This window comes from Variovorax sp. EBFNA2 (assembly GCF_033802765.1).
Classification (GTDB): domain Bacteria; phylum Pseudomonadota; class Gammaproteobacteria; order Burkholderiales; family Burkholderiaceae_C; genus Variovorax; species Variovorax paradoxus_H.
On the sequence record NZ_CP138496.1, the window covers coordinates 3,196,342 to 3,223,044 of the forward strand.

At 68.5% G+C, this 26,703-nt stretch carries 26 protein-coding genes; 9 read left to right on the forward strand and 17 right to left on the reverse strand.

The annotated features are described in order from the left end of the window. The first annotated feature begins 11 nt into the window (after positions 1 to 11). Complete coding sequence (locus RZE79_RS14980; protein WP_056580973.1) at positions 12 to 398, forward strand: DUF4150 domain-containing protein; 387 nt, start codon at positions 12 to 14, stop codon at positions 396 to 398. Positions 399 to 413: 15 nt separating this feature from the next. On the opposite strand, the gene RZE79_RS14985 is transcribed toward RZE79_RS14980, so the two are convergent. The 6 genes from RZE79_RS14985 to RZE79_RS15010 all read right to left on the reverse strand — a co-directional run bounded on the left by RZE79_RS14985 (position 414) and on the right by RZE79_RS15010 (position 7,185). Further along, positions 414 to 1,400: a tripartite tricarboxylate transporter substrate binding protein gene (locus RZE79_RS14985; RefSeq protein ID WP_319361195.1), complete on the reverse strand. Its 987-nt coding sequence runs from the start codon at positions 1,398 to 1,400 to the stop codon at positions 414 to 416. Between the two features lie 95 nt (positions 1,401 to 1,495). Continuing rightward, the gene (locus tag RZE79_RS14990; RefSeq protein WP_319361020.1) at positions 1,496 to 2,572 is read right to left on the reverse strand and encodes a phospholipase; all 1,077 of its coding nucleotides are present in this window, start codon (positions 2,570 to 2,572) and stop codon (positions 1,496 to 1,498) included. Beyond that, positions 2,569 to 2,841 (reverse strand): type II toxin-antitoxin system Phd/YefM family antitoxin, encoded by a 273-nt coding sequence (locus RZE79_RS14995; RefSeq protein WP_319361021.1) that lies wholly within the window; start codon positions 2,839 to 2,841, stop codon positions 2,569 to 2,571. Before RZE79_RS14995 ends, RZE79_RS14990 begins: the two co-directional genes overlap by 4 nt. An 88-nt stretch (positions 2,842 to 2,929) precedes the next feature. Continuing rightward, positions 2,930 to 5,305 carry a Tex family protein gene (locus tag RZE79_RS15000; RefSeq protein WP_319361022.1) on the reverse strand — a complete coding sequence of 792 codons (2,376 nt, stop codon included), beginning with the start codon at positions 5,303 to 5,305 and terminating at the stop codon, positions 2,930 to 2,932. A gap of 79 nt (positions 5,306 to 5,384) precedes the next feature. Then, positions 5,385 to 6,350, reverse strand: coding sequence for an ATP-binding protein (locus RZE79_RS15005; protein WP_319361023.1), 966 nt, complete (start codon positions 6,348 to 6,350; stop codon positions 5,385 to 5,387). A 40-nt stretch (positions 6,351 to 6,390) separates the two neighbouring features. Beyond that, complete coding sequence (locus tag RZE79_RS15010; RefSeq protein WP_153284312.1) at positions 6,391 to 7,185, reverse strand: response regulator transcription factor; 795 nt, start codon at positions 7,183 to 7,185, stop codon at positions 6,391 to 6,393. Positions 7,186 to 7,564: 379 nt separating this feature from the next. Between RZE79_RS15010 and RZE79_RS15015 the strand changes: the two genes are divergently transcribed. The 8 genes from RZE79_RS15015 to RZE79_RS15050 all read left to right on the forward strand — a co-directional run bounded on the left by RZE79_RS15015 (position 7,565) and on the right by RZE79_RS15050 (position 13,133). Next, positions 7,565 to 8,257, forward strand: coding sequence for a hypothetical protein (locus RZE79_RS15015; protein ID WP_153284311.1), 693 nt, complete (start codon positions 7,565 to 7,567; stop codon positions 8,255 to 8,257). Positions 8,258 to 8,334: 77 nt separating this feature from the next. After that, positions 8,335 to 9,237 (forward strand): hypothetical protein, encoded by a 903-nt coding sequence (locus tag RZE79_RS15020; RefSeq protein ID WP_319361024.1) that lies wholly within the window; start codon positions 8,335 to 8,337, stop codon positions 9,235 to 9,237. A 23-nt stretch (positions 9,238 to 9,260) separates the two neighbouring features. Further along, on the forward strand, positions 9,261 to 9,599 hold the full coding sequence (locus tag RZE79_RS15025) for a hypothetical protein (RefSeq protein WP_153284310.1): 339 nt from the start codon (positions 9,261 to 9,263) through the stop codon (positions 9,597 to 9,599). A gap of 88 nt (positions 9,600 to 9,687) precedes the next feature. Then, the gene (locus RZE79_RS15030) at positions 9,688 to 10,197 is read left to right on the forward strand and encodes a hypothetical protein (RefSeq protein ID WP_319361025.1); all 510 of its coding nucleotides are present in this window, start codon (positions 9,688 to 9,690) and stop codon (positions 10,195 to 10,197) included. 56 nt (positions 10,198 to 10,253) lie between these two features. Then, positions 10,254 to 10,616 (forward strand): GIY-YIG nuclease family protein, encoded by a 363-nt coding sequence (locus RZE79_RS15035; RefSeq protein WP_319361026.1) that lies wholly within the window; start codon positions 10,254 to 10,256, stop codon positions 10,614 to 10,616. Further along, positions 10,613 to 11,053, forward strand: a complete 441-nt coding sequence (locus RZE79_RS15040) for an AsnC family transcriptional regulator (RefSeq protein WP_319361027.1) — start codon at positions 10,613 to 10,615, stop codon at positions 11,051 to 11,053. The genes RZE79_RS15035 and RZE79_RS15040 overlap by 4 nt, the downstream gene beginning before the upstream one ends. 68 nt (positions 11,054 to 11,121) lie before the next feature. Further along, on the forward strand, positions 11,122 to 11,694 hold the full coding sequence (locus tag RZE79_RS15045; protein ID WP_319361028.1) for a DUF2239 family protein: 573 nt from the start codon (positions 11,122 to 11,124) through the stop codon (positions 11,692 to 11,694). Continuing rightward, positions 11,691 to 13,133, forward strand: coding sequence for an MATE family efflux transporter (locus tag RZE79_RS15050; protein ID WP_319361029.1), 1,443 nt, complete (start codon positions 11,691 to 11,693; stop codon positions 13,131 to 13,133). Before RZE79_RS15045 ends, RZE79_RS15050 begins: the two co-directional genes overlap by 4 nt. Before the next feature lie 18 nt (positions 13,134 to 13,151). Here the strand turns inward: RZE79_RS15050 and RZE79_RS15055 are convergent, their stop codons facing one another. From RZE79_RS15055 to RZE79_RS15105, 11 genes are all read right to left on the reverse strand, one after another. Next, positions 13,152 to 13,628, reverse strand: a complete 477-nt coding sequence (locus RZE79_RS15055; RefSeq protein ID WP_319361030.1) for a VOC family protein — start codon at positions 13,626 to 13,628, stop codon at positions 13,152 to 13,154. Between the two features lie 136 nt (positions 13,629 to 13,764). Continuing rightward, positions 13,765 to 16,179, reverse strand: a complete 2,415-nt coding sequence (locus tag RZE79_RS15060) for a TonB-dependent siderophore receptor (RefSeq protein WP_319361031.1) — start codon at positions 16,177 to 16,179, stop codon at positions 13,765 to 13,767. Between the two features lie 104 nt (positions 16,180 to 16,283). Further along, entirely contained in the window at positions 16,284 to 17,300 is a 1,017-nt protein-coding gene (locus RZE79_RS15065; protein ID WP_319361032.1) for a FecR domain-containing protein, read from the reverse strand. Between the two features lie 90 nt (positions 17,301 to 17,390). After that, positions 17,391 to 17,900, reverse strand: coding sequence for a sigma-70 family RNA polymerase sigma factor (locus tag RZE79_RS15070; RefSeq protein ID WP_319361033.1), 510 nt, complete (start codon positions 17,898 to 17,900; stop codon positions 17,391 to 17,393). A 211-nt stretch (positions 17,901 to 18,111) separates the two neighbouring features. After that, on the reverse strand, positions 18,112 to 19,548 hold the full coding sequence (locus RZE79_RS15075; protein ID WP_319361034.1) for a PAN domain-containing protein: 1,437 nt from the start codon (positions 19,546 to 19,548) through the stop codon (positions 18,112 to 18,114). A gap of 175 nt (positions 19,549 to 19,723) precedes the next feature. Continuing rightward, positions 19,724 to 21,205, reverse strand: a complete 1,482-nt coding sequence (locus RZE79_RS15080; protein ID WP_319361035.1) for an NAD(P)/FAD-dependent oxidoreductase — start codon at positions 21,203 to 21,205, stop codon at positions 19,724 to 19,726. Positions 21,206 to 21,224: 19 nt separating this feature from the next. Continuing rightward, the gene (locus RZE79_RS15085; protein WP_319361036.1) at positions 21,225 to 22,835 is read right to left on the reverse strand and encodes an MFS transporter; all 1,611 of its coding nucleotides are present in this window, start codon (positions 22,833 to 22,835) and stop codon (positions 21,225 to 21,227) included. 161 nt (positions 22,836 to 22,996) lie between these two features. Next, the gene (locus tag RZE79_RS15090; RefSeq protein ID WP_319361037.1) at positions 22,997 to 23,623 is read right to left on the reverse strand and encodes a PqiC family protein; all 627 of its coding nucleotides are present in this window, start codon (positions 23,621 to 23,623) and stop codon (positions 22,997 to 22,999) included. After that, entirely contained in the window at positions 23,620 to 25,281 is a 1,662-nt protein-coding gene (locus tag RZE79_RS15095; RefSeq protein WP_319361039.1) for an MlaD family protein, read from the reverse strand. Before RZE79_RS15095 ends, RZE79_RS15090 begins: the two co-directional genes overlap by 4 nt. Then, the gene (locus tag RZE79_RS15100) at positions 25,278 to 26,021 is read right to left on the reverse strand and encodes a paraquat-inducible protein A (protein WP_319361040.1); all 744 of its coding nucleotides are present in this window, start codon (positions 26,019 to 26,021) and stop codon (positions 25,278 to 25,280) included. Before RZE79_RS15100 ends, RZE79_RS15095 begins: the two co-directional genes overlap by 4 nt. Next, the gene (locus tag RZE79_RS15105; RefSeq protein WP_319361041.1) at positions 26,018 to 26,695 is read right to left on the reverse strand and encodes a paraquat-inducible protein A; all 678 of its coding nucleotides are present in this window, start codon (positions 26,693 to 26,695) and stop codon (positions 26,018 to 26,020) included. Before RZE79_RS15105 ends, RZE79_RS15100 begins: the two co-directional genes overlap by 4 nt. Positions 26,696 to 26,703: the final 8 nt, after the last annotated feature.

Consider the following 26,703-nt stretch of genomic DNA (forward strand, 5'->3'; position numbering starts at 1 on the left):
GAGCTTTCGCCATGTTCGCCAACGCACAGATGATGGGAATGGACCTCGCGTTTCCCGATGTCTGCAAGACACCGCCCGCGCTGCCCGTGCCCTACCCCAACATCGCGCTCGGGCCGACGGCCCTGCCCAACGCCTGGAACATCCTGTACGGCGGCACGCCCGTGCACAACATGGCGACCACCACGCCGATCACCAACGGCGACAACGCCGGCGTGCTGATGGGCGTGGTGTCGCAGACCGTGATGGGGCCGTCGCGCCACATCACCGGCGCGTTCACGGTGCTGCTCAAGGGCACGCCCTGCACGCGCATGACCAGCCTGGCGGTGCAGAACCGCTGCAACATCGTGGGCATGCGCATCGTGCCCAGCCAGTTCAAGGTGCTGGTGCTGGCGCCCTGAAGCAGCGAGGGGCGATCACTCCAGCTTGACGCCCGCCGTGCGGATCACCTTGCCCCACTTGGTGGTCTCTGCCGCGATGAACGCGTCGAACTCCTCGGGCGTGCTGCCCGCCGGGAAGGTGCCCATGGCATCGAGCTTGGCGCGCGTCTCGTCGCTCTTGATGATGCGCGCCACCTCTTCGGACATGCGCTTGACGATGTCGCGCGGCGTGCCTGCCGGTGCCAGCATGCCGGCCCATGTGCTGCCGGTGAAGCCCGCGAAGCCCTGCTCGATGAAGGTGGGCACGTCGGGCACGGCCGGCAGGCGCTTGTCGCCGGCCACGCCGATCAGCCGCACCTTGCCGGCCTTGCCCTGGTTGATGAGGCCCGTGGGCGCGTCGAAGAACAGCTGGATCTGCCCGCCCATCAGGTCGGTCAGCGCAGGCACCGCGCCGCGGTACGGGATGTGGATCATGTAGGTCTGCGTGAGCGACTTCCACAGCTCGCTCGTGAGGTGCGCCGCCGAGCCGTTGCCCGACGAGCCGAAGCTGATCTTGCCGGGATGCGCGCGCGCGTAGTCGATGAGCTCGCGCGCGGTCTTGAACGGCGCGTCGTTGTTCACCGCCGCGAGCAGCGGCGACACGCCCATGAGCGACACGCCCACGAGGTCCTTGCGCGGGTCGTAGGGCAGCTTGGGGTACAGCGTGGTGTTGGCCGTGTAGGCCGCGATGACGACGCCGAAGGTGCTGCCGTCGGGCGCGGCCTTGGCCACGGCATCGACGCCGATCAGGCTGTTGGCGCCGGGCTTGTTGTCGATCACCACGGGCTGGCCGAGCCGCGTCTGCAGGCCCACCTGCACCAGCCGCGCCATCTGGTCGGTGAAGCCGCCCGGCGTGTAGGGCACGACGATGCGGATCGGCTTGTTCGGCCACGCACTCTGCGCGAAAGACGGTGCGGCGAGGCTGGCAGCGGCGGCGGCCGTGGCAAGGGAAAAACGGCGGCGGGAGAGCGTGGCGTGCGGCATGGTCGGGAACCCTTCGGATGGCATGGATCAGACCATTCTCGAAGCGCCCTCATCCGCCAGCGCTCAGGGTTTGTCCCCGAAGGGACAAGGTGCGCTCAGAGCGGCAGGATGTCGCGCGAACGCCCGTCGTCGCCGAGCCAGGCCTCGAACTCGTCCGACAGCCGCGTCGCCTCGCGCGTGGCTTGGCCCCACGCAGAGATGCGCGCCTGGGCGTCGTTCGCGAAGCGGATGAAATCCTTGCGGTCGGGCAGCTTGCCGTGCGGCAGCGTCTTCACCCAGTCGGGATTCGGCGCGAGCACCACCATGCGGTCGAGAAAGCGCGTCGACTTGTGGCGCCAGCGCAGCCCCTTGTCGAGCCAGCCCGGCACCACGGCCTGCTGGAAATGCGGGTACAGCACGATGCCTTCGTCGGCCGGCTGATAGTCGAGGTGCAGGTGGTAGTCGGTGATGCCGCCATCCCAGTAGGCGCCGCGCGGCGCGCCCGGAATGTCGTGCACCGCGGCCAGCAAAAACGGAATGGAGCACGAGGCCTGCAGCACCCGGTTGAAGTTGGCCTCGCTCAGCGCGTGCTGTCGCGTACGGAAGTCGGTCGTGCCGAACGGCAAGGCCGCGCCGGGCGTGGAGAACACGCAGCGCTCCAGCCACGCGCCCAGGCTCTTGCGGTGCAGGCTGTTGCTCGCGAAAGCGCCCAGGTAGCCGACCGGCGTGCGCGCCCTGCCCTCGCGCCCGAGGATGTGGCGCCCGCGCGAGGTCACCACATGCAGCCGGTAGCGCGAATGGCCCAGCACCTCGCCGATGCGTCCGCCATAGAAGGTGTCGAGGCTTTCTGCGAAGCGCTCGCTGAGCTGGTGCGGACTGAGCCGCTTCTGGCCCGGCGGCACTTCGAACTGCTGGCGTACGTAGTCGTGCTCGAAGCGCCCGAACGCCGCCTCCGGGTCCGACAGGCACGCCGTCGCCAGCCGCCACGCGCCGATCGACGCACCCACCAGGTCCACCGGCTGGCTCGACTGCGTGAGCCAACGCCCGAAGATGAAGCGATCGAGCGGCCCGAGGATCAACCCCTTGGGCCCACCCGCCGCGCCGGGGATGGTGCGCACGTCCTGCGGGCGCAGGCCGTGTTGCTCGATGTGCTGGCGGGCCGCGGGGCCGGCGTAGATGCGCAGGGCTTTCATGCCGGCGGTGTCTGCAAGAAACGTGCAGCATGGCGTGGATGCGCTGCATCTCTCGCAGGAACGAGGGATTCTGTCCGCGCATGGGCTGAGAGCAGCAGGTCCTTGAGCGACGGTTTTACCGTCGCCTGCAACCGCCGCCATTCCGTCGCCTTCACCAGCACGGCGACTGCGTCGCCGCGCCTCGTGAGCACTTGCGGTCCATCGGCCAGGCTGGCTTCAAGAATCTCGTCGAAGTTCGCCTTCGCGTCCTGCACTGGCCAGGATGTCATGTCGGTCGCTCCCTCAGGCTGTTTTCGAGCTGGTTAGCGACCGTGCGCCGGCTCGCAGCATCGACTTCCGATGCTGCGAACTGCCGGCTTACTTGCGCAACCCCTGCAACTTGGCAAACGCACTCGCCATCTGCCCCGCCGGCTGCGGCGCGTTGTCGCGCCGGCCTTGCTGCTGCTGACCGCGGCCTGCGCCTTCGAAGCGGTTGTCGCGCGGGCCGTCGCGGCGTGCGGGGGCCGCGTCGAGCTTCATCGACAGGCCGATGCGCTTGCGGGCCACGTCGACTTCCATCACCTTGACCTTGACGATGTCGCCGGTCTTGACGACTTCGCGGGCGTCGTTGACGAACTTGTGGCTCAGCTGGCTCACGTGGACCAGGCCGTCCTGGTGCACGCCGAGGTCGACAAAGGCGCCGAACTGGGCGACGTTGCTCACGGTGCCCTCGAGGATCATGCCCTCGGTGAGGTCGGAGATGTCGTCCACGCCGTCGTTGAAGCGCGCCACCTTGAAGTCGGGGCGCGGGTCGCGGCCGGGCTTCTCGAGTTCGCCCAGGATGTCCTTGACCGTGATGACGCCGAATTTCTCGTTCGCGAACAGCTCGGGCTTGAGCGTCTTGAGCATGTCGGCGCGGCCCATCAGCTCGGCGATCGGCTTGCCGGTCTTCACGATGATCTGCTCGACCAGCGGGTAGGTTTCCGGGTGCACGCCGGTGATGTCCAGCGGGTCGGCGCCGTCGCGGATGCGCAGGAAGCCGGCGCTCTGCTCGAAGGCCTTGGGGCCGAAGCCGGTCACGTCGAGCAGCTGCTTGCGGGTGGAAAACGCACCGTTGGCTTCGCGCCAGCGCACCACGGCCTTGGCCACGCTGGCCGACAGGCCGGACACGCGGCTGAGCAGCGGCACGCTGGCGGTGTTCAGGTCGACACCCACCGAGTTCACGCAGTCTTCGACCACGGTCTGCAGGGTGCGCGCAAGTTCGCTCTGGTTCACGTCGTGCTGGTACTGGCCCACGCCGATGCTCTTGGGGTCGATCTTCACGAGCTCGGCCAGCGGGTCCTGCAGGCGGCGCGCAATCGAGGCGGCGCCGCGCAGGCTCACGTCGACATCGGGCATTTCCTGCGAGGCGAATTCGCTGGCGGAGTACACCGAGGCACCGGCTTCGCTGACGACGACCTTGTCGACCGTCATTTCGGGTGCGCCGGCCTGCGCGGCCATCTTGGCCAGCAGCTTGATGAGGTCGCCGGCGAGCTTGTCGGTCTCGCGGCTGGCGGTGCCGTTGCCGATGGCGATGAGGTTCACGCCGTGCTTGGCGCACAGCTTGCCCAGCGTGTGCAGCGAGCCTTCCCAGTCCTTGCGCGGCTCGTGCGGGAACACGGTGGCGGTTTCGACCAGCTTGCCGGTCGAATCGACCACGGCCACCTTCACGCCGGTGCGGATGCCGGGGTCCAGGCCCATCACGACGCGCCGGCCGGCGGGCGCGGCCAGCAGCAGGTCGCGCAGGTTGTCGGCGAACACCTTGATGGCGACTTTTTCGGCGTCTTCGCGCAGGCGGGTGAACAGGTCGCGCTCGGTCGAGAGCGCCAGCTTCACGCGCCAGGTCCAGGCCACGCATTTGCGCAGCAGGTCGTCGGCCGGGCGGCCGGCATGGCTCCAGCCCAGGTGCAGCGCGATCTTGCCTTCGGCGATGCTGGGCTTGCCCGGTTCGGGCTCGACGGGCAGCACGAGCTTGGCATCGAGCACTTCGAGCGCGCGGCCGCGGAACACGGCCAGTGCGCGGTGCGAGGGCACGCGGCCGATGGGCTCGTCGTAGTCGAAGTAGTCGCGGAACTTGGCGATGTCGGCGTTGTTCTCGTCCTTGCCGCTCATCAGGCTGGACTTGAGCAGGCCTTCGTTCCAGAGCCATTCGCGCAGGCTCTGCACGAGCACGGCGTCTTCGGCCCAGCGCTCGGAAAGAATGTCGCGCACGCCGTCGAGCACGAGCGGCACGGTGGAGAAATCGGGGCCCGGCTTGCCGTCGTCGAGTGTGGTGGCGGGCTGCAGGAAGGCCTGGGCTTCGGCGGCCGGGTCGAGCGTCGGGTCGGCCAGCAGCTTGTCGGCCAGCGGCTCGATGCCGAATTCGCGGGCGATCTGGCCCTTGGTGCGGCGCTTCTGCTTGAACGGCAGGTACAGGTCTTCGAGTTCCTGCTTGGTGGGCGCGAATTCGATCGCGGCGCGCAGCTCGGGGGTCAGCTTGCCCTGCTCGTCGATGGCCTTGAGCACCGCCACGCGGCGGTCTTCAAGTTCGCGCAGGTAAGACAGGCGGGCTTCCAGTTCGCGCAGCTGGATGTCGTCGAGGCCGCCCGTGACTTCCTTGCGATAGCGGGCAATGAACGGAACCGTGGCGCCTTCGTCGAGCAGTTCGACGGCGGCCTTCACCTGGTGCTCGCCGACCTTGATTTCAACGGCGAGCTGGCGAATGATTTTCTGCATGTCTTGAGCGCGTCCCTGGCAAAGCGCGGAAGTTTGCCATAGGCGAAGACACCGCCGGCCGGGTACCCCCGCGGCATGGTTACAACGTGCGCTCGGCCTGCGCCGCGACCCCCGCCTGTGGCAGCACGTCACCCGGCATCACGAGCCGGACGCGCAACCCGCGCGGCACCGCGTCCATGACGGCCAGCTCGCCGTGCAGCGCGTCGGCGCGCTCGCGCATGCTGCGCAACCCCTTGCCCCCGGCCTGGCCGGCCGCCGCACCCAGGCCGCGGCCGTCGTCGAGCACTTCGAGCACCAGCCCGTGCGAGCGCTCGCGCGGGCCGAAGCGCACTTCGACGCGGGTGGCCTGCGAATGGCGCAGCACATTCGACAGGGCCTCCTGCGCGATGCGGCACAGCTGCATCGCGGCTTCGGAAGACAGCGGCGGCGACAGCGCCACGTCCTGCACGTTCCACACGAGCGCGATGCCGAGCCGGTCGAACGCCGGTTGCAGGCGGTAACGCAAATGACCCAGACGCTCGCCGATGCTGGTGTCGGCCTGGTCGTCGAGGGAGTCGACCGTCATCTGCAGCTCCAGCAGGCAGGCCTGCAGGGCCATCGACAGCTCGCGGGCGTCGGCGGAGCGCGGGTCGTAGCTGGCCATGAGCGCCACCAGCCGCGAGCCGACGCCGTCATGCAGGTCGCTGGCGATGCGGCGGCGCTCCGCGAGCACGGCCTGCGCCTGGCGGTTGCGCTGCAGGCGACGCCGCGTGAGGTACCACGTGCCGACGATCATGCAAAGTACGGCGGCGTTGACCCCCTGCAGGGCCCAGAAGGCGATCGGCGCCTCGGTACCCAGCGTGGTGATCGCAGAGGTCGCGCGAATCGCCTGCCCCGCCACCGGTGTCAGGTGCAGCGCGAATGCCAGCCACACCCACAGCATCCTCCGCTGGCGTGAGGCGTGCGGCCAGAGCCAGATCAGGAGCACACACCAGGCAGCGATCGAAAGCCACACGAACTGGTCCTCCAGGAAGTACGGCGGGAGCTGGGGCGCGGGCGCGAGCATCGGTGGCTCCGCTGCGAACGCGGCGCGCCCGAAGCGCGCCCTAGAGCAGCCCCCGGTGCGAGGCGAAGCTCACGGCCTGCGCGCGGGTGTGGGCGTGCAGCTTGCGGTAGATGTTCTTGACGTGCGCGTTCACCGTCTGGGCGCTGATGGTGAGCTGCAGCGCGATCTCTTCGGTCACGTACCCCGTGGCTACAAGTCGCAACACTTCGCGCTCCCGTGCCGACAGGGTCGCCTTGCTGTCCGGCGGGCGCACCGGGCTCGGATTGGCGCGCTGGTGGTCCAGGTGCACGAGCAGCCGGCGCGCCAGCCGGGGGGTGATTGCGGCACCGCCGTTCACCACCTGCAGCACGGCTTGGGCGTAGCTCTGGAACCAGGCGTTCTTCACCAGGTAACCCGAGGCGCCGAGCTCGAAGGCGTGCAGCACCTGAGGCTCGTCTTCCAGCGCGGAAATGACGATGATCTCGGCGGCGCTGCGGTGCTTCTTGGCTTCTTCGATGAGCTCGAATCCGCTGCCGTCTCCGAGGCGGATGTCGACCATGAGTACATCGAATTCATGCTGCATCAGGAGGCGCCGGCCCTCGCGCAGGGAGCCGGCCTGGCCTTCGAGCTGGATGCGCAGGTCGCCCAGCAGTTCCTGGGCGATGACGCGGCGGACAAAGGGGTCGTCGTCGACGAGCAGGACACGAACGGGCTTGGTTTCCTGGCCCATGAGGTAGTCCGGCCACGGCAGGGTATCTGCCGAGGGCGCGAGGAGCCCTCCGAACTGGCCAGGATTGGAGAATTTCCTAGCGCCACCACCGACATCGGTCAATGAAATGTCGAGATCGTTTTCCATTTACGCCCCCTTGTCACAGATAAAAGTTGCGACTTCGTGAACAAAAGTTAATCGATTTCTACTCTTTTTCCGTCTATCGGTTTTTTTGATTACCTTGGTTTCTTTCGGTTGCAATATTGCCAGATTGTGAACCAAAGTGATAGTCCCCGCGAGGGGAACAGGGCCTGAAACCGGCTGCTTGCCTCCGCCGAAAACGCCTTCGGGCATTGCTTTCGCCATAGCCTTCCTCTACCCAGCCTGAGGCATTTTTCGTTCGCTTCCCCCCGCTGAAACTGCCTTCCGGTCGCAACGGAATCCCTTCACTCCGTGCTCGCTGACCGTCGCTGATGGCCGGATTCGCCGGCCATCGGGTTCGTTTCAACACTATCGAGGAAGCATCATGAAGAAGACTCTTATCGCCATGGCAGTGGTTCTCGTGGCTGGCATCGGGACCGCAACCGGCAGCAGCGTGGCGCTCGCCGTCACCAACACCACGACCGGTTCCTCCAGCTCGGCGGGCTCGGTCGCCGCCAGCTCCGGAACGGGCAGCGCACTCAGTTACAACGCCGCCAGCTCCACCTCGTCGGCCACGGCCAACGCGGCGGGTGGCGCAGCGGGCAATTCGTTCCTGCGCTTCGGTGGCGCCACGGCCAGCGGCGCGGCCACCACGCAAGGCCGCGTGACCAGCGTGGCTGCAACGACCGGCAACGGCGTGGCCGCAGGCGGTGCGAATGCACAGGCCAATGCGACCTCGAGCGCCAATGCCAACTACGCCGGCGGCGGTGCGAACCCCGTGAGCGGTGCTGCGGGCGGCGCAGCCGGCTCGACCACCAACAACACCGCAGCCACCGCTGCAGGCCCCGGCGGCGGTCTCGCCGTGGTGACGCGCACCTCGGGCACGACGGCTGGCTTCAGCGCCAATTCGGGTGCGGTCAACGGCATCGTCAACGGCACGACGACCTCGGCCACCTCGGGTTCGACCGGCGGCTCCTCGGGCGTCATCAACTTCGCCGTGGGCAACGCAGCGGGCTTCAGCAACGGCGGCGGCACCGCGGGTGGCGCGATCTCCGGCGCAACGGCCAACGCGCCCTGAGCGATCCGGACCATCGGTTGTGGACCACCCATGGGGAGGGGCACGCCCCTCCCCTGTTTCCCAAAGGAGTCGAAAAAATGAAAACATTGATCGCCCTGACCTTGCTGGGCTTGTCGGCGGGCGCCTTGGCGCAAACAACGGCGGGTGGTGCCAACAACCAGTCGTCGAGTTCGGCCACCACATCGGCGCAAGGCAACACCCAGGCGGTGAACTTCAACAGTTCGGCCCCCTCGGACGTCACCACGCGCTCGACGCTGGACAGCACACAGAACATCAACAACACCGGCGCGACGACCAGCGTCGTCGACTACCGCGGCAGCTACACCGTCAAGAACGTGCCCTCCGTGAGCGGCCCGAACCTGACGACCAGCAATGACACCTGCATGGGCAGCTCGAGCGCCAGTGCCAACGGCCCAGGGGTCGGGCTGAGCTTCGGCACCACCTGGACGGACGAACACTGCAAGCGCCTGAAGATGAGCCGCGAGCTCTGGAACAAGGGCATGAAGGCCGCGTCGCTGGCCATGGACTGCATGGACCCGCAGGCGCAGGCGGCCCTGGAGATGACCGGCTCGAAGTGCCCGCAGTCGATGACCGCCGAAGAGCGCGTGAGCGCCTTCGGACCGCAGGCATCGGGCAGCGGCGCACCGGTGGCGGCACGTCCGGCGGCGCCGGTGACACCGGTGGCCGCGGCGCCCGTCGCGCCTGCAGCGCCTGTCGCATTGGCCCCGGCGCCCGCACCGGTCGCGGCGGTGCAACAGCCCGCCGCACCGGCCACGCTGGTCGAGGCGATGCCCATGGCAACCCCGGCGCCGCAACCCGCGCCGGCCGTGGAAGCCGCGCAACCGGCACCGGTGATGGTGAGCGCCGTGGCACCGGTCGCGCTGGCCCCGCAGCCGGACATCCTGGAAGCGCGCATCACGCGCCGCCTGCCGGCTGACCCGGCCGACGAGGTGGCAGCCGCACCGGCCGACGCGCAATGAGGCCGGATCCGGAGTCCATCACCATGAACACCAGGACCGTCCCTCTCTGGCTGGCCGCCTGTTGCGTGGCGACGGCGTCGGTCGCCGCCACGCCGATCATCCGCATCGAGCGGATGCCACTGGGCAGCGGCCTGCAGAACGCCAGCGGCACGGAGAACGCCGAGCCGGTGGGCGACTACGGCGTCTGGCACGTGCCGCAGTACATGCCGGGGTTTCCGACCTCGGCCACGATCTGGCCGCGCGTCGTGATCATCCAGTGCAGCGTCGCGCGCTGCAGCGGCTATGAAGTGACGCCTGAACTGGGCCGGGGCGAGTACCTGTTCTTCCGGCCGGCCGAAGACAGCAGCGTCGGCCGCAAGTAACCATAGCAGGCATCGCCTTTCCGCACGATGCGCCGCCGGGTCCGCAAGGTTCCGGCGGCGCGCGGCCATGTGCGGATACCCTTCGCGGATGCACCACCCCCTCGTGCGCGCCTTGCGCGCCCTGTTTCGCGCCGTTGCCACCACGATCCTCGTGCCGGTGCTGCTGTTCGAGGAATGGGGCTGGGCACCGCTCGCGGCGCTGGTCGCGCGGCTGTCGCGTTTGCCCTTCTGGGCGCGGCTCGAAAACCTGCTGCGCGCCCTGCCGCCGTGGGGCGCTTTGCTCGCGTTCCTCGTGCCGGTGCTGCTGCTCTTTCCGGTGAAGCTGCTGGCGCTGTTTCTTTTCGGGCGCGGCCACGCGCTCAGCGGCATGGCCGTGCTGTTGCTGGCCAAGCTCGCGGGCACGGCCGTGGTCGCGCGGATCTTCCAACTGGTCGAAGGCTCGCTGATGCAGCTGGCCTGGTTCGCCCGCTGGTACCCGCGCTGGAAGGCATGGAAAGACCTCGTGCTGACGCGGGTGCGCGAGAGCCGCCCTTGGCGCATCGTGCGGGCGGTGCACCGGCGCGTGCTTCGAGGATGGCACCGGCTGCGGGCCGAGTGAATCTATTTTTACCCGGGTGTATTGTGTTTTATATTTTGCCCGGGTAATATTTGGAGATGAATCCATCTCCCACCACGCGACGTACCCTCATCAAGCAGTACAAGGACAGCGTGCGCCCCGCGGGCGTCTTCGTCGTCCGCAACCTGACGGACGGCCGCGTCTACGTGGCCGGCAGCCTCGACGTAGAAGGTGCCATGAACCGAGCCCGCTTCGAACTGAACCTGCGCTCGCACCGCAACAAGGCATTGCAGCGCGACTGGGTGGCGCAGGGCGCGACGCACTTCAGCTTCGAGGTGATCGACCGGGTGAAGGAGCGCGACGACCCCGCCTTCGACCGCGCGGCCGAGCTCGAAAAGCTGCTCGAGCTTTGGCGCGAAGAACTCCCCTGCACCGGTGACAAGGGCTACAACACACCATGAGCACCGACGCACTGGGCTTTTGCCTCGACCTGGGCCGCGCCCACGCCAGCCTGAGCCTCCAACTCAACGAAGACCTGGGCGCCTTCCATGGCCTGGACTACGAAGACTTCACCCTGCTCCACCTGTTGCTGCGTGCCGGCAACGGCCACATGCCGATGGTCGAACTTGCGCACACGCTGGGGTTGCCAATGTCGGCGTTGATCCGCAAGATGGTGCTGCTCGAAAAGACCGGCCTGGCCGAGCGCATGACGGGAACGGAGGGCGACAACCGGCGCCACGCGGTGATTCGCGGCGGCGGCAAGCAATTGATGCAGGCCGCCCTCCCGACCGTCGAGGCGATCTGCGCCGACGCCGTGAAATCGCTGGACCCGCAACGCCTGCCAGACCTCCATGCCGCGCTGCGGGTGCTGTGCGATCACGACACGCCGCACGCCTGAACCGTCCTGCGGGTAGATTACGAACCTCGTTTCGTTCCGCCCGGATCGACAACCCGAAAAGAATCCGCATGTCACCCGACGAACTACCGACCACATTCACTGCGTTTGCCGGCTTCCAGCGTGTCGCTGCCGGCACCAAGGCCCAGGTGCTCACGCAACTGCGCGAGCGCGGCGACGCCGCCGCCTGCCTCGTGTTCGACGACCAGACCGGCGAGCAGCTCGATGTCGATCTGCGCGACCCGAAGGCCATTGAAACCTCCGCGCTCGAAGCCGAAAAACACGAAGACGCGCCCCGTGGCGTCGGCCGTCCGCGCCTGGGCGTGGTGGCGCGCGAAGTCACGCTGCTGCCGCGCCACTGGGACTGGCTCGGCCGCCAGCCGGGCGGCGCCTCCGTGGCGCTGCGCAAGCTGGTCGACGACGCACGCCATGTGCACGCCGACCGCGACACCGTGCGTGCCGCGCGCGAAGCCACCTACCGCTTCATGACCGCCATCGCGGGCAACCTGCCCGGCTTCGAGGAAGCCACGCGCGCCCTGTTCGCGGGCGAGCACCAGCGCTTCACCGACCTCGTGGAACCCTGGCCCACCGACCTGCGCGTGCACCTGCACAAGCTGTCGGCCGGTGGCTGGGGTGCTGCATGAGCGCGGCGCCCGACAGCAGCAGCACCACCACCACCAGCAGCCCCGGCAACCCGAGCGGCCTGCGGGGCGTCCCCGTGGCGCCCGCGGGTGCGGCGCGTCCGCTGTGGAAGGTGTTCCTGTTTTTCCTGGCGCCGATGTTGCTCAGCAACATCCTGCAGTCGCTCTCCGGCACCATCAACAACGTCTACGTCGGGCAGATGCTCGGCGTGAGCGCGCTGGCGGCGGTCTCGAGCTTCTTCCCGGTGATGTTCTTCTTCATCGCCTTCATCATCGGCCTGGGCGCCGGTGCCTCGGTGCTCATCGGCCAGGCCTGGGGCGCGCGCGACGCGGCCAAGGCCAAGGCGGTGGCGGGCACCACGCTCACGGTAGGCCTGCTGCTGGGCCTGGCGATCGCGGTGTTCGGCGGCGTCTTCACCACGCCGATGCTGGCCATGCTGGGCACACCGCCCGACGTGCTGGCCGACTCCACGCGCTACGCCCGCATCATGCTGATCGCGATGCCCGGCGTGTTCCTGTTCCTGCTGGCCACGGCCATGCTGCGCGGCGTGGGCGACACCATCACGCCGCTGCTGACGCTGCTGATTTCCACGGCCATCGGCCTCGTCGTCACGCCCGCGCTCATCCGCGGCTGGGGCGGGCTGCCGCAGCTCGGCGTGGCGGCCGGCGCGTGGGCCTCGGTGCTGTCGTTCGCGGTCGCGACCACGTGGCTGGGCTTCCGGCTGCGCCAGAAAAAGAGCCCGCTCGCGCCCGACGCGGAGTTCTTCCGCTCTCTTCGCATCCAGCCGCAGCTGTTGAAGGCCGTGCTGAAAATCGGCGTGCCCACGGGCGTGCAGATGATCGTGGTGGCGCTGGCCGAAGTGGTGCTGCTGTCGATGGTCAACAGCTACGGCTCCAATGCCACGGCCGCCTACGGCGCGGTGAATCAGGTGGTGGCCTACGTGCAGTTTCCGGCCATCTCGATCGCCATCACCACGTCGATCCTCGGCGCGCAGGCCATCGGCGCGGGCCGCGCCCACCGGCTCGGCGCCATCGTGCAGACCGCGCTCGGCATGAACCTCGTCCTCACGGGCGGGCTGGTGCTGCTGGGCTACCTGTTCTCACGCCCGCTCATGGGCTTCTTCATCACCAGCGCGCCGGTGATCGAAATTGCGCAGAACCTGCTGCACATCATGCTGTGGAGCATGGTGCTGTTCGGCATGGCCTCGGCGGTGTCGGGGATCATGCGCGCCAGCGGTTCGGTGCTGGTGCCGACGCTCATCACCATCGCCTGCATCCTGGGTGTCGAAGTGCCGGTGGCCTGGCTCATGAGTCGCCACTTCGGCCTCGGCCTGGACGGCATCTGGATCGCCTACCCGGTCACCTTCGGCGCGATGCTGCTGCTGCAGACCGCGTACTACCGGCTGGTGTGGCGCAAGAAGTCGATCGGCCGGCTGGTCTGACCGGCGCCCCGGCGGGGGTCACTCCCCGTCGAAGGCCTTCTTCACCGTGGCAATGTCGAGCTTGATCATCTTCATCATGGCCGCCATCGCGCGCGCGGCCTTGGCCGGGTCCTTGTCCTGGAACATGCGGATCAGCGGCATCGGCGTGACCTGCCACGACACGCCGAAGCGGTCGGTGAGCCAGCCGCACTGCACGGGCTGGCCGCCGCCCTCGAGCAGCTTGTCCCAGTAGTAGTCGACCTCTTCCTGCGTTTCGCACGTCACGATGAGCGAAATGGCCGGCGTGATCTTGTACTCGGGCCCGCCGTTGAGCACCATGAACGACTGGCCGTCGAGCTCGAAGGTGGCCGTGAGCAGCTGGCCCTTCTTGGCGGGATTCACGTCGCCCCAGAGCAGCGTGTCGGTGAGGCGCGACTTCGGAAAGATGGCGGTGTAGAACTTGACCGCGTCCTCGCCGTTGCCGTCGAACCAGAGGCAGGGAATGATCTTCTGCATGGAATCTCCTTGGGTTGGATGATGAACTGAAGGGTTCAGTATCAAAGCCCGAACCGCGCGTTGTCAACCCGTGCGGCCGCTGTCACCGAGAAGTTCGCACGCACGGCGGCGGCCCGAAGCCCGTCGCCGCACGCGTTCACCAACGGTAGGTCGCCGTGGCCGTCGCCGTGCGCGGATGGCCGTAGTAGCAGTTGCGGTAGCCGCAGTTCGCGAAGTAGGTCTTGTTGGTGAGGTTGCGCAGGTTCAGCGCCAGGCTCCAGCGGTCGATGTCGTAGCCGAGCATGGCGTCGAACACCGTCGACGCCGGCACCTTGCTCGGCCACGCGGCTTCGCCGTCGCCGTAGTTCGAGCCCGTGTAGCGCGCGCCCAGCCCCACCTTCACGCCATTCGCAAAGCGGTAGTCCGCCCACACCGACACCCGGTGGCGCGGCACGGCCGTGGCCTGCTTGCCGATCTCGCTCGCTTTGCTGCTGGCCGTGACGATGGCCCGCGGCGTGTAGCTGTACGACGCCGTGAGGTTCAGGCGCGAAGCGATCTCGGCCGTGGCCTCGAGCTCCAGCCCGCGCACCGAAATTTCGCCTGTCTGCTTGGGCATGAACTCGGCGTCGTAGCTGATGTAGTTCTTGCGCCGCAGATCGAAGATGGCGGCGCTGTACATCGCCTTGCTGCCCGTGGGCTGGTAGCGCACGCCGGCCTCGTATTGCTTGCCGCTTTCGGGCTTGAACGGGTCGCCCGACACCGGGTCGATGGTGGCCGTGGGCGCGAACGACTCCGAGTAGCTCAGGTACGGCGCCCAGCCGCTCGGGTGCAGGTAGACCAGGCCCGCGCGGCTGGTGAACTTGTGGTCGCGAATGCGCTGGCGCGCGCCGTCGAGGCGGCTGTCCACGGTGCTGTCGGCGGTGTCGTAGCGCCCGCCCAGCGTCAGCGTCCAGCGGTCGCCCCACTTGATCTGGTCCTGCAGGTAGACGCCGGTCTGGGCGAGCCGGGTGATGCCATTGAAGTACGGCGCGGGCAGTTCGATCGGACCGCCGTAGCGCGGCGCGTAGATGTTCAGGGGCGAGGCGCTGCCGCCGCTGAAGGTGACCTGGTCGATGCGCGTGCGCTGGTAGTCCAGCCCGACCAGCACCTTGTGCTGCGTCTGGCCCAGGCGGAAGTCGGCCTGCAACTGGTTGTCGAGCGCCAGCGCGCCGATGTTCTCGCGGCTGCCGAACACGCTGCGCGACATCTGCTGGAAGTTGAGCGGGTCGTTCGGCACCTCGGGGTTCAGCGCCATGAAGCCTGTCAGCTGCGTGCCCGTGTAGTCGAGCTTCTGGTGCGCGTAGCGCGCGTTCTGCCGCACCGTGAAGGTGTCGTTGATGCGGTGCTCGAACTGGTAGCCGACCATCTCCTGGTCTTGATTGAAGCGGTCGAAGCCGGGCTCGCCGACGAACAGTTTCGAGGGAATGCGGGTGCCGATGGCGGTCGGATCGAGCGAGCCGACCTGCGGCCGTGCGCGCGTGTAGACGCCGGCGCGCGTGCGCGAGAACTGCGACAACAGCGTGAGCGTGGTGTCGCTCGACGGCTTCCACGTGAGCGCGGGCGCGATGTACATGCGGTCGTCGGCCTCCTTGCCCGCCGGCAGCTGCGCGTCGCGCACGAGGCCGGTGATGCGGTACAGCAGCTTGCCGTCGGCATCGATCGCGCCCGAGAAGTCGCCCGACACCTGCTTGCGGGCGTGGTCGCCCACCTGCAGTTGCAGCTCGCGCACGGGCTCCGCCGTGGGGCGTTTGCTGACCACGTTCACCACCCCGCCGGGGCCGCTCATGCCGTACAGCACCGACGACGGGCCGCGCAGCAGCTCGATGCGCTCGGCGCCGTAGTTCTCGGTGCGCCACACGCCCCAGGTGCTGTTGTTGCGCAGCGGCAGGCCGTCGAGATAGAAGCCCGGCGAATAGGCGTCGAAGCCGCGCAGCGAGATCCAGTCGTAGCGCGAATCGGCGCCGTAGGTGGTGGTCGACACGCCCGGCGTGTAGCCCAGCGCGTCCTTGAGATTGGCAGCGCCCATGGCCTCGATGCGGTCGGCCGTGATCACCGAGATCGATTGCGGCGTCTCGATGATCGGCGTGTCGGTCTTGGTGCCGGTGGCGCTGCGCCTGGCGACGTAGCCCTGCACGCGGCCCGTGGCGCTTTCTTCGCCGTCGGCCACGACCGTCACGGCCGGCAGCGTGGAGGTGCCGCCCGTGGCGGGCGCGGTCTTGATGACGGCTGCGTTGCCTTCCATCGTGGCAGCCAGGCCGCTGCCGGCCAGCAGCCGGTCGAGCGCCTGCCGGGCCGTGAGGCTGCCCGAGATGGCCGGCGCAGACTTGCCCGCGACCAGGTTCTGCTGCACGACGAGCTGGATGCGGGTCTGCCGCGCCCAGTCGTTCAGCGCCTCGGCCAGCGGCTGCGCGGCGATGCTGATCGGCTGCGGCGCGCCCTGCGCGCGGGCCAGCAAAGGCGCGTTCGCCAGGGCCAATGCAACGGCCAGGGCCAGCGGCGCGGGTGTGATCTTTGTTATCAAGCGCTTCGTCATCGAACGTCTTCCAGGTAGTGAATGCAAATGGTTCCTATCTGGGCTGACGCACGAGCCGGCGGAATCCCCGTAGTGCCGACTAAAAAATCTTTGCTTCTTTTGTTTTAGAGGGCCGGCACGAGCTCCGCGACCGCGCCGTTTTCCTTCAGCCGCACGGGCAAGGCGCTGGCCAGGGCGCGCCGCAGCGTGCGCGCGTCTCGCGGATCGAAGGTGCCGCTCAGGCGCAGCGCCGCCACGGCCGGGTCGTTCACCACCAGGCCGGTGCTGCCGTAGCGCTCCAGCTCGGCCAGCGCGCGGGCCAGCGGCGTGTCGACGAAGCTCAGGCGGTGCTCGCGCCAGGGCGCGATGCCGTCGCGCGGCACGGCCGAGACGGCGGAGAAGACACCCTGCGCATCGCTCTCCACCTGGCGGCCGGCGGTCAGGAAGACTTCGCTCGTCGCATCCGGCGCCCGGCGCAGCACGCGCACCTTGCCCTCTTCCACCGACACCCGCGTGCCGTCGGCGCCCGGCATGCCGGGGGTGTGGCGCACGGCAAAGCGCGTGCCGACCACCCGCACGCGCAGCGGACCGGCCAGCACGTCGAAGGGGCGTTTCGCATCGGACTGCACCGCGAACACCGCCTGGCCGTCGATCAACGTCACCTCGCGGCGGTCGCGGAACAGGCGCACTTCGAGGCGGGTAGCGGTGTCCAGCCGCAGCCGGGAGCCGTCGGGCAGCGGCACTTCGAGCTGCTGGCCGCGCCGGGTGGCGAAGGCCTGTTCGAACACGGGCTGGGCCTGCACGTGGTGCCACCCGAGGTAGCCGGCGCCGACCGCCATGCCGGAGGCGGCCAGCACGAAAGCCGGTTTCAGGAAGCCGCGGCGTGTGGGCGTGGCGGGCGCGCTGCCCTCGAAGCCGCTGCGCCAGCCTGCGACCGTCTCGGGCGCGATCGCGTCGAAGGCACGCCAGCGCGACTCCCATTCGCGAAACGCCGCGCCATGCCGCGCATCGGCGCCGAGCCAGGCCTGGAACGCACGCTCGTCGGACGCGCCCCAGTGCGCACGCTGGCGGCGGACGAACCAGTCCAGCACGTCTTGTCGCAGGCGCTGGGCTTCTTCGGACGGTGGCGACGTGAGGGTCATGGCGTGGGGATCGTTCTTGTCGTTCTCATGGGGGTAGACGCACGAGCGTGGTCAAACCCTGTAATGGTGCGTGTTCTGCGGTCGCTCATCTCACGGCGAATCACGGCTTCGCTCCAGGCACGCCCAGCATGCCTCCATCGCAATGCGTAACTGCATCTCGACCGTGCGCACCGAAATGCCCATGCGCTCGGCGACCTCGGCGTACGAAAGCCCGTCGAACTTGTAGAGCACGAAGGCTTCGCGGCAGCGCGGCGGCAGCCGGTCGATGGTCGCGACCATGGCCGCCATGCCCTGGCTGGACGACAGGATGGCGTCGGGCTCGAAGGTCTGCGGACCGATGCAGTCGTCGGCGTCGGGCGGTGCCTCATCCGGCGCTGCCGTGTCGCCGCCCGCGCGCACGCTGGTGCGGCGGTGGTGGTCGGTGACGAGGTTGCGGGCCGTGCGGTAGAGCAGCGCGCGCGGGTCGCGCACCACGCTGCCGGTGCGCTGCGCCTCGTACACCCGCACGTAGCTCTCCTGCGCCAGGTCGGCCGCGGTGGCGCGGTCGGATACCTTGCGGGACAGAAAGCTCAGCAGCTCGCGGTAATAGTGTTCGAACACAGGCGCACCACAGCCGGAAAAGGCGGATCGAAGTCCAGGGGCAGGTTGGCTTCGACACGGCGTGGCTACCTGAGAGATTCACAACAAAAGAAAACGCGAGATTATGTGCGGGTTCAACCCGCACATCGCCGAAGGGTAGGCATTTCGCCTGCCGCGCACGGCATTCGCGCGGGCTACCCTCCCCTTCGGCGCGCGCCAGATTCGCCCGGCCTCAGTTGCCGCACGCGGGGTGCTTCTGCCCTTCGGTGGCGTTCGGCAAGCCCAGGAAGTCGAGGATGTGCGGCGTCGTGCCGTCCACCTGCGTCAATGCGGTACCCCCGAGGTTGCCCAGGCAGTAGCTGGGCTTGAGCGGGTTCTGGTGGTTGTTGTTCAGGATCAGCAGCGTGCTGCGCTCCCCCGCCGTCTGCCCGCCGTGCCCGCTGCCGGTGCCGCCGTGGTCGGAGGTGACAACGATCAGCCATTCTTCATTCGCGTAGTTCGGCCGCGACGTGAGCGCCGTGAGCACCTGCTGGATCTGCTGGTCTTCGCCGGCGATCTTGCCCTGGTAGAACGCATTGAGCGGCTCGTAGCTCGGCGCGTGGATGTCGGCGTTGTGCAGGTAATAGAAGATGGCCGTCGGCGGGTGCTTCCAGCTCAGCCAGCCTTTCACGGTGTCGGTGGCCTGCTGCGAATTCTTGGCGGCATTGGCGACCACGAAGTCGGCCAGGGCCGGGCGCAGGTTGTGGGTGATGTTGAACCAGTCGCCCACCACCGCGGTCGTGGCCGTCGGCCAGGCCGCCTTGATCTGGTCGAACACGTGCGTCTTCTTCAGCGGCAAGGTGGTGGTGTTCGAGGTCACGCCGTGCTTGTCGGCCCAGAAGCCGGTGAACACCGACGACCAGCCGGGCCCGCTCACGGTCGCCTGCTTGGTGCCGCCCGCCAGCACGTTGCCGTGGAAGGCGCCGCCGGCAATCAGCGCCGACATCGCCGGCGTCTGCACGCAGCCCGCGCACTGGATGGCGTCGCCGCGCAGACCGTCCAGGCCGATCAGCAGGATGTGCTTGTTGCCGGGCACGGGGTTGGGAATGCCCTCGCCCGCAATCAGCGAATAGTGGTCGTAAGGGTTGCCGGCGTAGTCGGTCTTCAGGCCGCCCACGTCGCCGGCGCGCTTGTCGCTCAGGTCGCAGCGCTGCTGGGTCTTGTTGTAGTCGAAGGACTTGCACCACGCCGTGCGGCTTGCGTCGGTGCAGGCGTTGGCGCAGTCGGCAGGCGTCACGGTCTGCAGGGCCTCGACGTTGTAGCCGCTGATGGCCGCATTGGGCGTGTGCGCGAAAGGCTTCAGCGGATCGGGCTTGAGGCTGTAGTGGTCATAGGGGTTGCCGGCGTAGTCGGTCTTCAGGCCGCCCACGTCGGCGGCGCGCTTGTCGCTCAGGTCGCAGCTCTGGTTGGTCTTGTTGTAGTCGAACGAGACGCACCAGGCGCCGCGTGGCGCGCCCAGGCAGGCCGACGCGCACATCTCGGGCGTCGACTGCGTCAGGTTCTCGATGTTGTTGCCGGAGATGGCCGCGTTCGACGTGGTCGCGAAAGCGTCCAGCGAGGCGGCGCTTGCATGGCCCGCAAGCGCTGCGAACAGCAGGCCCGCCAGGGATGCACGGATCGATGACTTCATGAGGTCTCCTCATCACAGGGTCGTGGGGTGATTCCCGGGAGCTGCCTCACCGTCTTTCGCACGGTGAGTGCAACGCCGGGCGGAGTAAATCACCGGCGCCTGCCATCGATCCAATTCAAAAATATTCGATGTTGTATTGAGCAGAGCTATACATCGCCGTGTCACGAAACAGCCGCTAACGCGCGCGATTCGAGAACGCCATCACGCCGTCGTCCACGCGCCCGAGCCTCAGCAGGAAGATGTCGCGCAGGTAGTTCTGGTGCAGCTTCCACGGCGTATGCGCGCCCTGTTTCGGAAACTTGTCGAGCGAGCGCTGCACGTAGCCTGAGCTGAAATCGATCCACGGTTCGGGCGACAGATCGGGGCCGGTGTTGTGCGGCGTGCATTGGCGCCACCCGTGCTTGCGCATGTGGTTCAGCAGCCGGCAGACGTAGGCGCAGGTCAGGTCGCACTTGAGCGTCCACGAGGCGTTGGTGTAGCCGAAGGACGAGGCCAGGTTTGGCACGTCGCTGTACATCATTCCCTTGTAGTTGAAGGTGGTAGCGGGGTCGATGCGGCGGCCGTCCACGCTCAGTTCGATGCCGCCGAGCACCTGCAGTTCGAGGCCTGTGGCGGTGACGATGAGGTCGGCCTCGAGCTCGCGACCCGACTTCAGTCGCAGGCCCTTGGGCGTGAAGGTGTCGATGTGGTCCGTGACCATCGAGGCGCGGCCCGCGTTGAGTGCCGCGAACAGGTCGCCGTCGGGCACGAGGCACAGGCGCTGGTCCCATGGGTTGTAGCGCGGCGTGAAGTGCGTGGCGATGTCGTAGCCCGGCCCGAGCGCGTGGCTCACACCGCCCAGCAGCATGCGCTTGACGCGCGCCGGCTTGCGCCGCGCGAGCCGGAAGAACAGCATGCCGAGCGTCACGTTCTTCCAACGCGTGAGGCGGTACGCGGCCATCGCCGGCAACAGGCGCCGCAGGCGGTTGGCCATCGGGTCTTCGGCCGGGCGCGCCACCACGTACGTCGGCGAGCGCTGCAGCAGCGTGACGTGCGCGGCGGTCTTCGCCATCGCAGGCACCAGCGTCATCGCGGTGGCGCCGCTGCCGATCACGACCACGCGCTGGCCGCTGTGGTCCAGGTCGGCGGGCCAGTGCTGCGGATGGACGATGCGGCCCTTGAAGTCGCCCATGCCGGCGAAGTCGGGCGTGTAGCCCGCCTCGTAGCGGTAGTAGCCGCTGCACAGGAAGAGGAAGTTGCAGCGCCACTGCGCGAGCTGCTTGTCGGGCCCCTGCTCCACATCGACCGTCCAGCAGGCGTCGGCGCTCGACCAGGCGGCGCGCACCACGCGGTGCTGGTAGTGGATCTTGTCGTCCACGCCATGCTGGCGCGCGGTGTCGCGCACGTACTCCAGGATCGACGGTCCGTCGGCGATCGCCTTGGCCTGCGTCCACGGGCGGAACACGTAGCCCAGCGTGTACATGTCGGAGTCGGAACGCACGCCCGGGTAGCGGAACAGGTCCCAGGTGCCGCCGCTGCGTTCGCGCCCTTCGAGGATCGCGTAGCTGCGGCCCGGGCACTGCGCCTGCAGGTGGCACGCGGCGCCGATGCCGGAGAGGCCGGCGCCGACGATCAGGACATCGACATGCGGCGCGTTGGCCGGGTTTTCTGCTTCCATCGGGGGCTTGTCTCCTGGCTCATGGCTTGTTGTTGTCTGACTTTGCTGTGGGCGCGCGACGGATCATCAGCCAGGCACTCACCGCACTCAGCACGGCCAGGCCGGCGCTCAGCAGCATCACCCAGCGGAAGCCCGCGACGAACGATTCGGCCACCGCGCGCTTCACGGCAGCGGCAGTGGCCGCATCGGCACCCGGTGGTGCGCCGGCCGCGGCCAATCGGTCGCGCTCGGACGCGAGAAAAGACCGCACCTCGTCCGACGCGCCCATCGCCTGCAGCCGCTCGGCCAGCGCCGCGTCGAAGGCCCAGGCCATGATGGCGCCGAACACCGCAATCGCCAGCACCGCCGCCGCGCGCGACACCGCGTTGTTCACGCCCGAGGCCACGCCCGCAAGGTCGGGACCGACCGCGTTCATGACCGTGGTGGTGAGCGGCGCGACCGTCACCGTCATGCCGAAACCCAGCACCACCACCGCGGGCAGAAAGCCGCTCCAGTAGCTCGCGCCCACGCCCGGCAATGCGAACAGCGCAAAGCCCACCGCCGCGATGGCCGGCCCGATGACCAGCGGCAGGCGCGGCCCGAAGCGATCGACCAGCTGCCCGGCCCAGCCCGAGAGCGCGAACATCAGGAAGATGAACGGCAACAGCGCCGCGCCGGCCACGGTGGCCGAGTAGCCCTGCACCTGGATCAGGTTGAGCGGGAAGAAATACAGCCCGCCGCCCAGCGCCGCATACAGCAGCAAGGTCAGCAGGTTGGCGCCGCTGAAGTTGCCGATGCGCAGCAGCGACAGCGGCAACATCGGTGTGCGCGCCCGGCGTTCAGCGACGACGAAGCCGATGCTGCCCGCGACACCGATGGCCAGCGCCGCAAGCACGGCCGGCGAACGCCAGCTCTGCGTCGGCGCCTCGATGAAGGCGTAGACGATGCCGCCCAGCCCCGCGGTCGCGAGCAGCGCGCCCCACAGGTCGAGCCCGCCGCGTGCCGCAGCGCCTTTGCTCTCGGGCACGTGACGCCGCACGATCCACAGCACGAGCAGCGCCATCGGCACGTTGATGAGAAAAGCCCAGATCCACGAGAAGTGATCGACGAGAAAGCCGCCCAGCACCGGCCCCACCGCCGCGGTGATGCCGCTGAAGCCCGACCAGGTGCCGATGGCCTTGCCGCGCTCCTTCTCGGGAAACGAGGCGCTGATGAGCGCCAGGCTGCCCGGCACGAGCAGCGCGCCGCCGATGCCTTGAATCGCGCGTGCGGCGATGAGCTGTTGCACGTCGGCCGCGAGCGCGCAGCCGACCGACGACAGGGCGAACACGACGACGCCGATGGCAAAGATGCGCCGCCTTCCATAGTGGTCGCCGAGCGCGCCGCCCACCAGCAACAGCGCCGCGAGCAACAAGGCGTACGACTCGACCACCCATTGCGCCTGGAACGCCGTGGCGTGCAGGTCGGACTGGATGGCCGGCAACGCGACGTTGACCACGGTGCCGTCGATGAAGGCCATGCTCGAGCCGACGATGGCCGCGGCGAGCACCCAGGGCTTGGAGGCTTCGGGGCAGGCGCCCTCTTCCGTGGGTGGATTCGGCCCATGCAGGATCAGCGTGTCGTCGCAGGGCGCTTTGCCGATCTGTGCCATAGGGCCTCCGGTTCAGGGGTTGCCGGTGTTGCGCCTTCCCCCTTTGGGGGAAGGTTGGGATGGGGGCGTCTTCCAACTGAGCGCCATGCTTTTTCGAGCGCCGTCGTGCCCCCACCCCTGCCCTCCCCCAGAGGGGGAGGGAGAAAGACAAAGGCAACGCGTCAGATCGCGCACGCCGTCGCGCTCGGATTGGTCTGCGCTGCGTTCACGCTGCGCGCCATGGCCGCCGCAGCCGCTGCCGTCACGCGCTGCGCGCCCTGCGCCAGCGCGTCCATGCCGCTGCCGGTCGCCTCGCCCGCATCGAGCCGGCACACCACAGTGCGCGCTTCGTCGGAGCGGCGCAGCGTCCAGCTGAAGCCGGCGTCCACGCGCCCGCCGTCCACCAGGTCGAACTGCCGCACCTGCACCGCGACGCGCCACACGGGCTGCGAGGTCTGGCGGCCGCCCTGGGTCACGTCGAGCGCGCCGAGCCGGCCGGCGATGCCGCTGCCGAGCGCATCGCGCAACTCGTTCTCGAACGACGAAGCCCAGCGGTGCTGCTCGAGCACGTCGACCTGCACGCCGCCGGTCGGGCGGCGCACCACCATCTGCGGGCGCGCCAACCGCTCGGGCACGGCCACGGGGGCGAGTTCGATGTACGTCGGCGACGCCGCATTGGGCACACGCGGCGCGGCGTCGGTGAGCGCGGGCGGGCTCGCCAGCGTGTAGTAGTTGTCGGGCTTGCTCGCGCAGCCTGCCAGCAGCACCGCAGCGGCGGCACACGCGAGCGCGAAGGTCGTCGTCTTCATTTCTTGTCGTCCGGTTTGCCGCGCAGCAGCGATTCGGGATGGCGTTCGAGGTAGTCGGTCAGCACGCGCACCGAGCCTGCGGCGCGCGTCAGTTCACGCAAGGTCTGGCGCATGTCCTGCTGCAGCGGCGAGTCGTCGGCCAGCGTGCGTTCGGCCGTGTTGACGGTCTTGCGCACGTCCTTCATGGCGGCGGCCAGTTCGGGCGTCACGTCGGTGTTGATGCGGCTGACGGTCTGCTCGGCGCTCGTGAGCGTCTTGTTGAGCGTGGCCAGCGTGGTGCGCAGGTCGGTGGCGATCTGCTCGTAGGGCACCTTGTTGAGCTTGGTCGCGATTTCCTGCACCTGCGACTGGATCTCGTCCAGGCCGTTGGCCACGGTCGGCAGCTCGATCGGGCTCTTCGACAGGTCGATCTTCGCGGGCGGCGACTTCGGGAAGAAGTCGAGTGCCACGTAGACCTGGCCGGTCAGCAGGTTGCCGTTGCGCAGCTGCGCGCGCAGGCCCTTCTCGGCCAGGAAGCGCAGCCGTTCCTGCTGCGTCGCGCGCGACTCCACCCCCTGCGCACCGGCCCCGCTCTCGCGGCGGCGCAGGCGGTCGGGGTAGATCTGCACGAGCACCGGCATGCGGAACTCGCGCTCGGCGCGGTCGAACTCGACGCCGATGGATTTCACCTCGCCCAGCACCACGCCGCGGAAGTCGACCGGCGCGCCCGGCGTCAGCCCTCGCAGCGACTGGTTGAAGTACATCAGCAAGGTCTGCGAAGGCCCGTCGGGCTCCTTCATGGCGGTGGCTTCGTCCTGCGCCAGCACGAAGGCCGTGTTCTCCTTGGCCAGCGGGCCCATGGCGTCGTCGGGCGCCTGGAAGGCGATGCCACCGAGCAGGATGGTCGCCAGCGATTGCGTGCGCAGCGTGAAGCCGCTGGCGCTCAGCTGCGCGTCGATGCCGCTGGCTTGCCAGAAGCGCGTGTTCATGCCGACGAACTTGTCGTATGGCGCGTTCACGAACACCCGCAGCGTGACGCCGCGGCCGTCGCCGTCGAGCTCGTAGGCCGCCACCTGCCCGACCTTGATGCGCCGGAAGTACACGGGCGAGCCGACGTCGAGCGAGCCCACGTCGCGCGCACGCAGCAAAAACTGCTGGCCCGAGTCGCCGCGCGTGACGATGGGCGGCGTTTCGAGGCCGGTGAATTCGCCCGACGTTTCTTTCTCGACGCCCGCGTCGGCGCCGATGTAGGCGCCCGACAGCAGCGTGCCCAGGCCCGAGATGCCCGAGGTGTCGAGCCGCGGCCGCACCACCCAGAAGCGCGAGTCGGCCGAGGTGAAGCCCTCGGCTTCCTTGTTGAGTTGCACCAGCACGCGCACATGCGAGCGGTCGCGTGCCAGGCGCAGGCTCTGCACCAGGCCGATCTGCACGTCCTTGTACTTCACGGCGGTCTTGCCGGCTTCGAGGCCTTCGGCCGTCTTGAAGGTGAGCACGATCTCGGGGCCGCGCTCCATGAGGATGCGAGCCACCAGCGTCACGCCGACCAGCGCGGCGACGATGGGGATCAGCCAGATCAGCGAGGGCAGCCACTCGCGGCGGCGCGCCACTTTGGGTTTCGGCAGCGCGGGCGGGGCCGACGCTGCCGGACGGTCTTGCGGTTGCGTGTCTTCTTCACTCATGCGATTTTTTCTTCCCTGCTTTCAAATTCGGTTGCGTCCGCGTCGGCTTGCGGCACCGGGCCGTCCCACGTCAGGCGCGGGTCGAAGCTCAGCGACGCCAGCATGGTCAGCACCACCACCGCGCCGAAGGCCGCAATGCCCACGCCCGCGGTGATGACCGCAAAGCCCTGGATCTGCACCAGCCCGGTGAGCAGCGACACCACGAACACGTCGAGCATCGACCAGCGTCCGATGATCTCGATGATGTGATACAGCTTGGCCCGCTCGCGGCGGCGCCAGTTGCTGCGCCGCTGCGCCAGCACCACAAGCAAGAGCAGTACCGCCAGCTTGAACAGCGGCACCAGGAAGCTCGCGATGAACACGATGGCCGCCAGCCCCCAGGCGCCCGACACCCAGAAATAGATGACGCCGCTCAGGATGGTGTCGTACTGCGCGCCGAACAGCGTGCGCGTGATCATCACCGGCAGCAGGTTGGCCGGGATGTACATGATGCAGGCCGCGATCAGGAAGGCCCAGGTGCGGTTCAGGCTCTGCGGCTTGCGCGTGTGCAGGTGCGTGCCGCAGCGGGCGCAGGCGTCGCCGTCTTCAGCGTCGCGCCAGACGGCGGTGCAGTGCGGGCAGACGTGCAGACCGAGCCCGGCGGCCGTCGGCACGGGGTTCTCGTGGTCGTGCTCGTCGTCGGCCTGCGCCTCCCAGGGGCGGGCCGAGGCCAGGCGGGCGGGCAGCCCGCGCACGTTCATGCGCGCACCTCCGGCGCCTCTGCGCCCGCGCCTGCTGCCGCGGCGGCGGCGGCCGCATCTTCCTCATCGGCCTGACGGAAGGTCATTTCCCAGAACGCGCCGGGGTTGAACGACAGCACCGCCGTGAGCGTCACGGTGAGCGCCACGAACGCCCACAGCGCAGGCCCCGGCACCACCGTCGCCATGCTCGACAGCTTGACGATCGCCACCAGCACGCCGAGCAGGAAGACTTCGATCATTCCCCAGGGCCGCAGCGACTGCATCATGCGCACCAGCATCGCAAAACCCCAGGGCCGGTGCGCGCGGGCCAGCGGGATCAGCAGGTAGGCCAGGATGCACAGCTGCAGCAGCGGAAAGAGAATGGTCGTGGCCAGCACCAGCAGCGCCACCGGCGACATGCCCTCGGTGCTCAGCACTACCACCGCGCCGGCCAGCGTGGTCTGGCTGCGCAGGCCCTGCAGCTCGATCTCGACGATGGGAAACAGGTTGGCAATGGCGAACATGATCAGGCTGGCGACCGTCAGCGGCAGGATGCGCCGCTGCTGCGCACCCGGGTGGCGGTCGAGCTCGGTGCCGCAGCGCGGGCACTCGGCCACGTCGCGCGGCGCCAGCGGCGCACGGGCATAGACCGCGTCGCAGCCGGGGCAGACCACGGTGTCAGGTACTTCCTTCATGAGGCCGT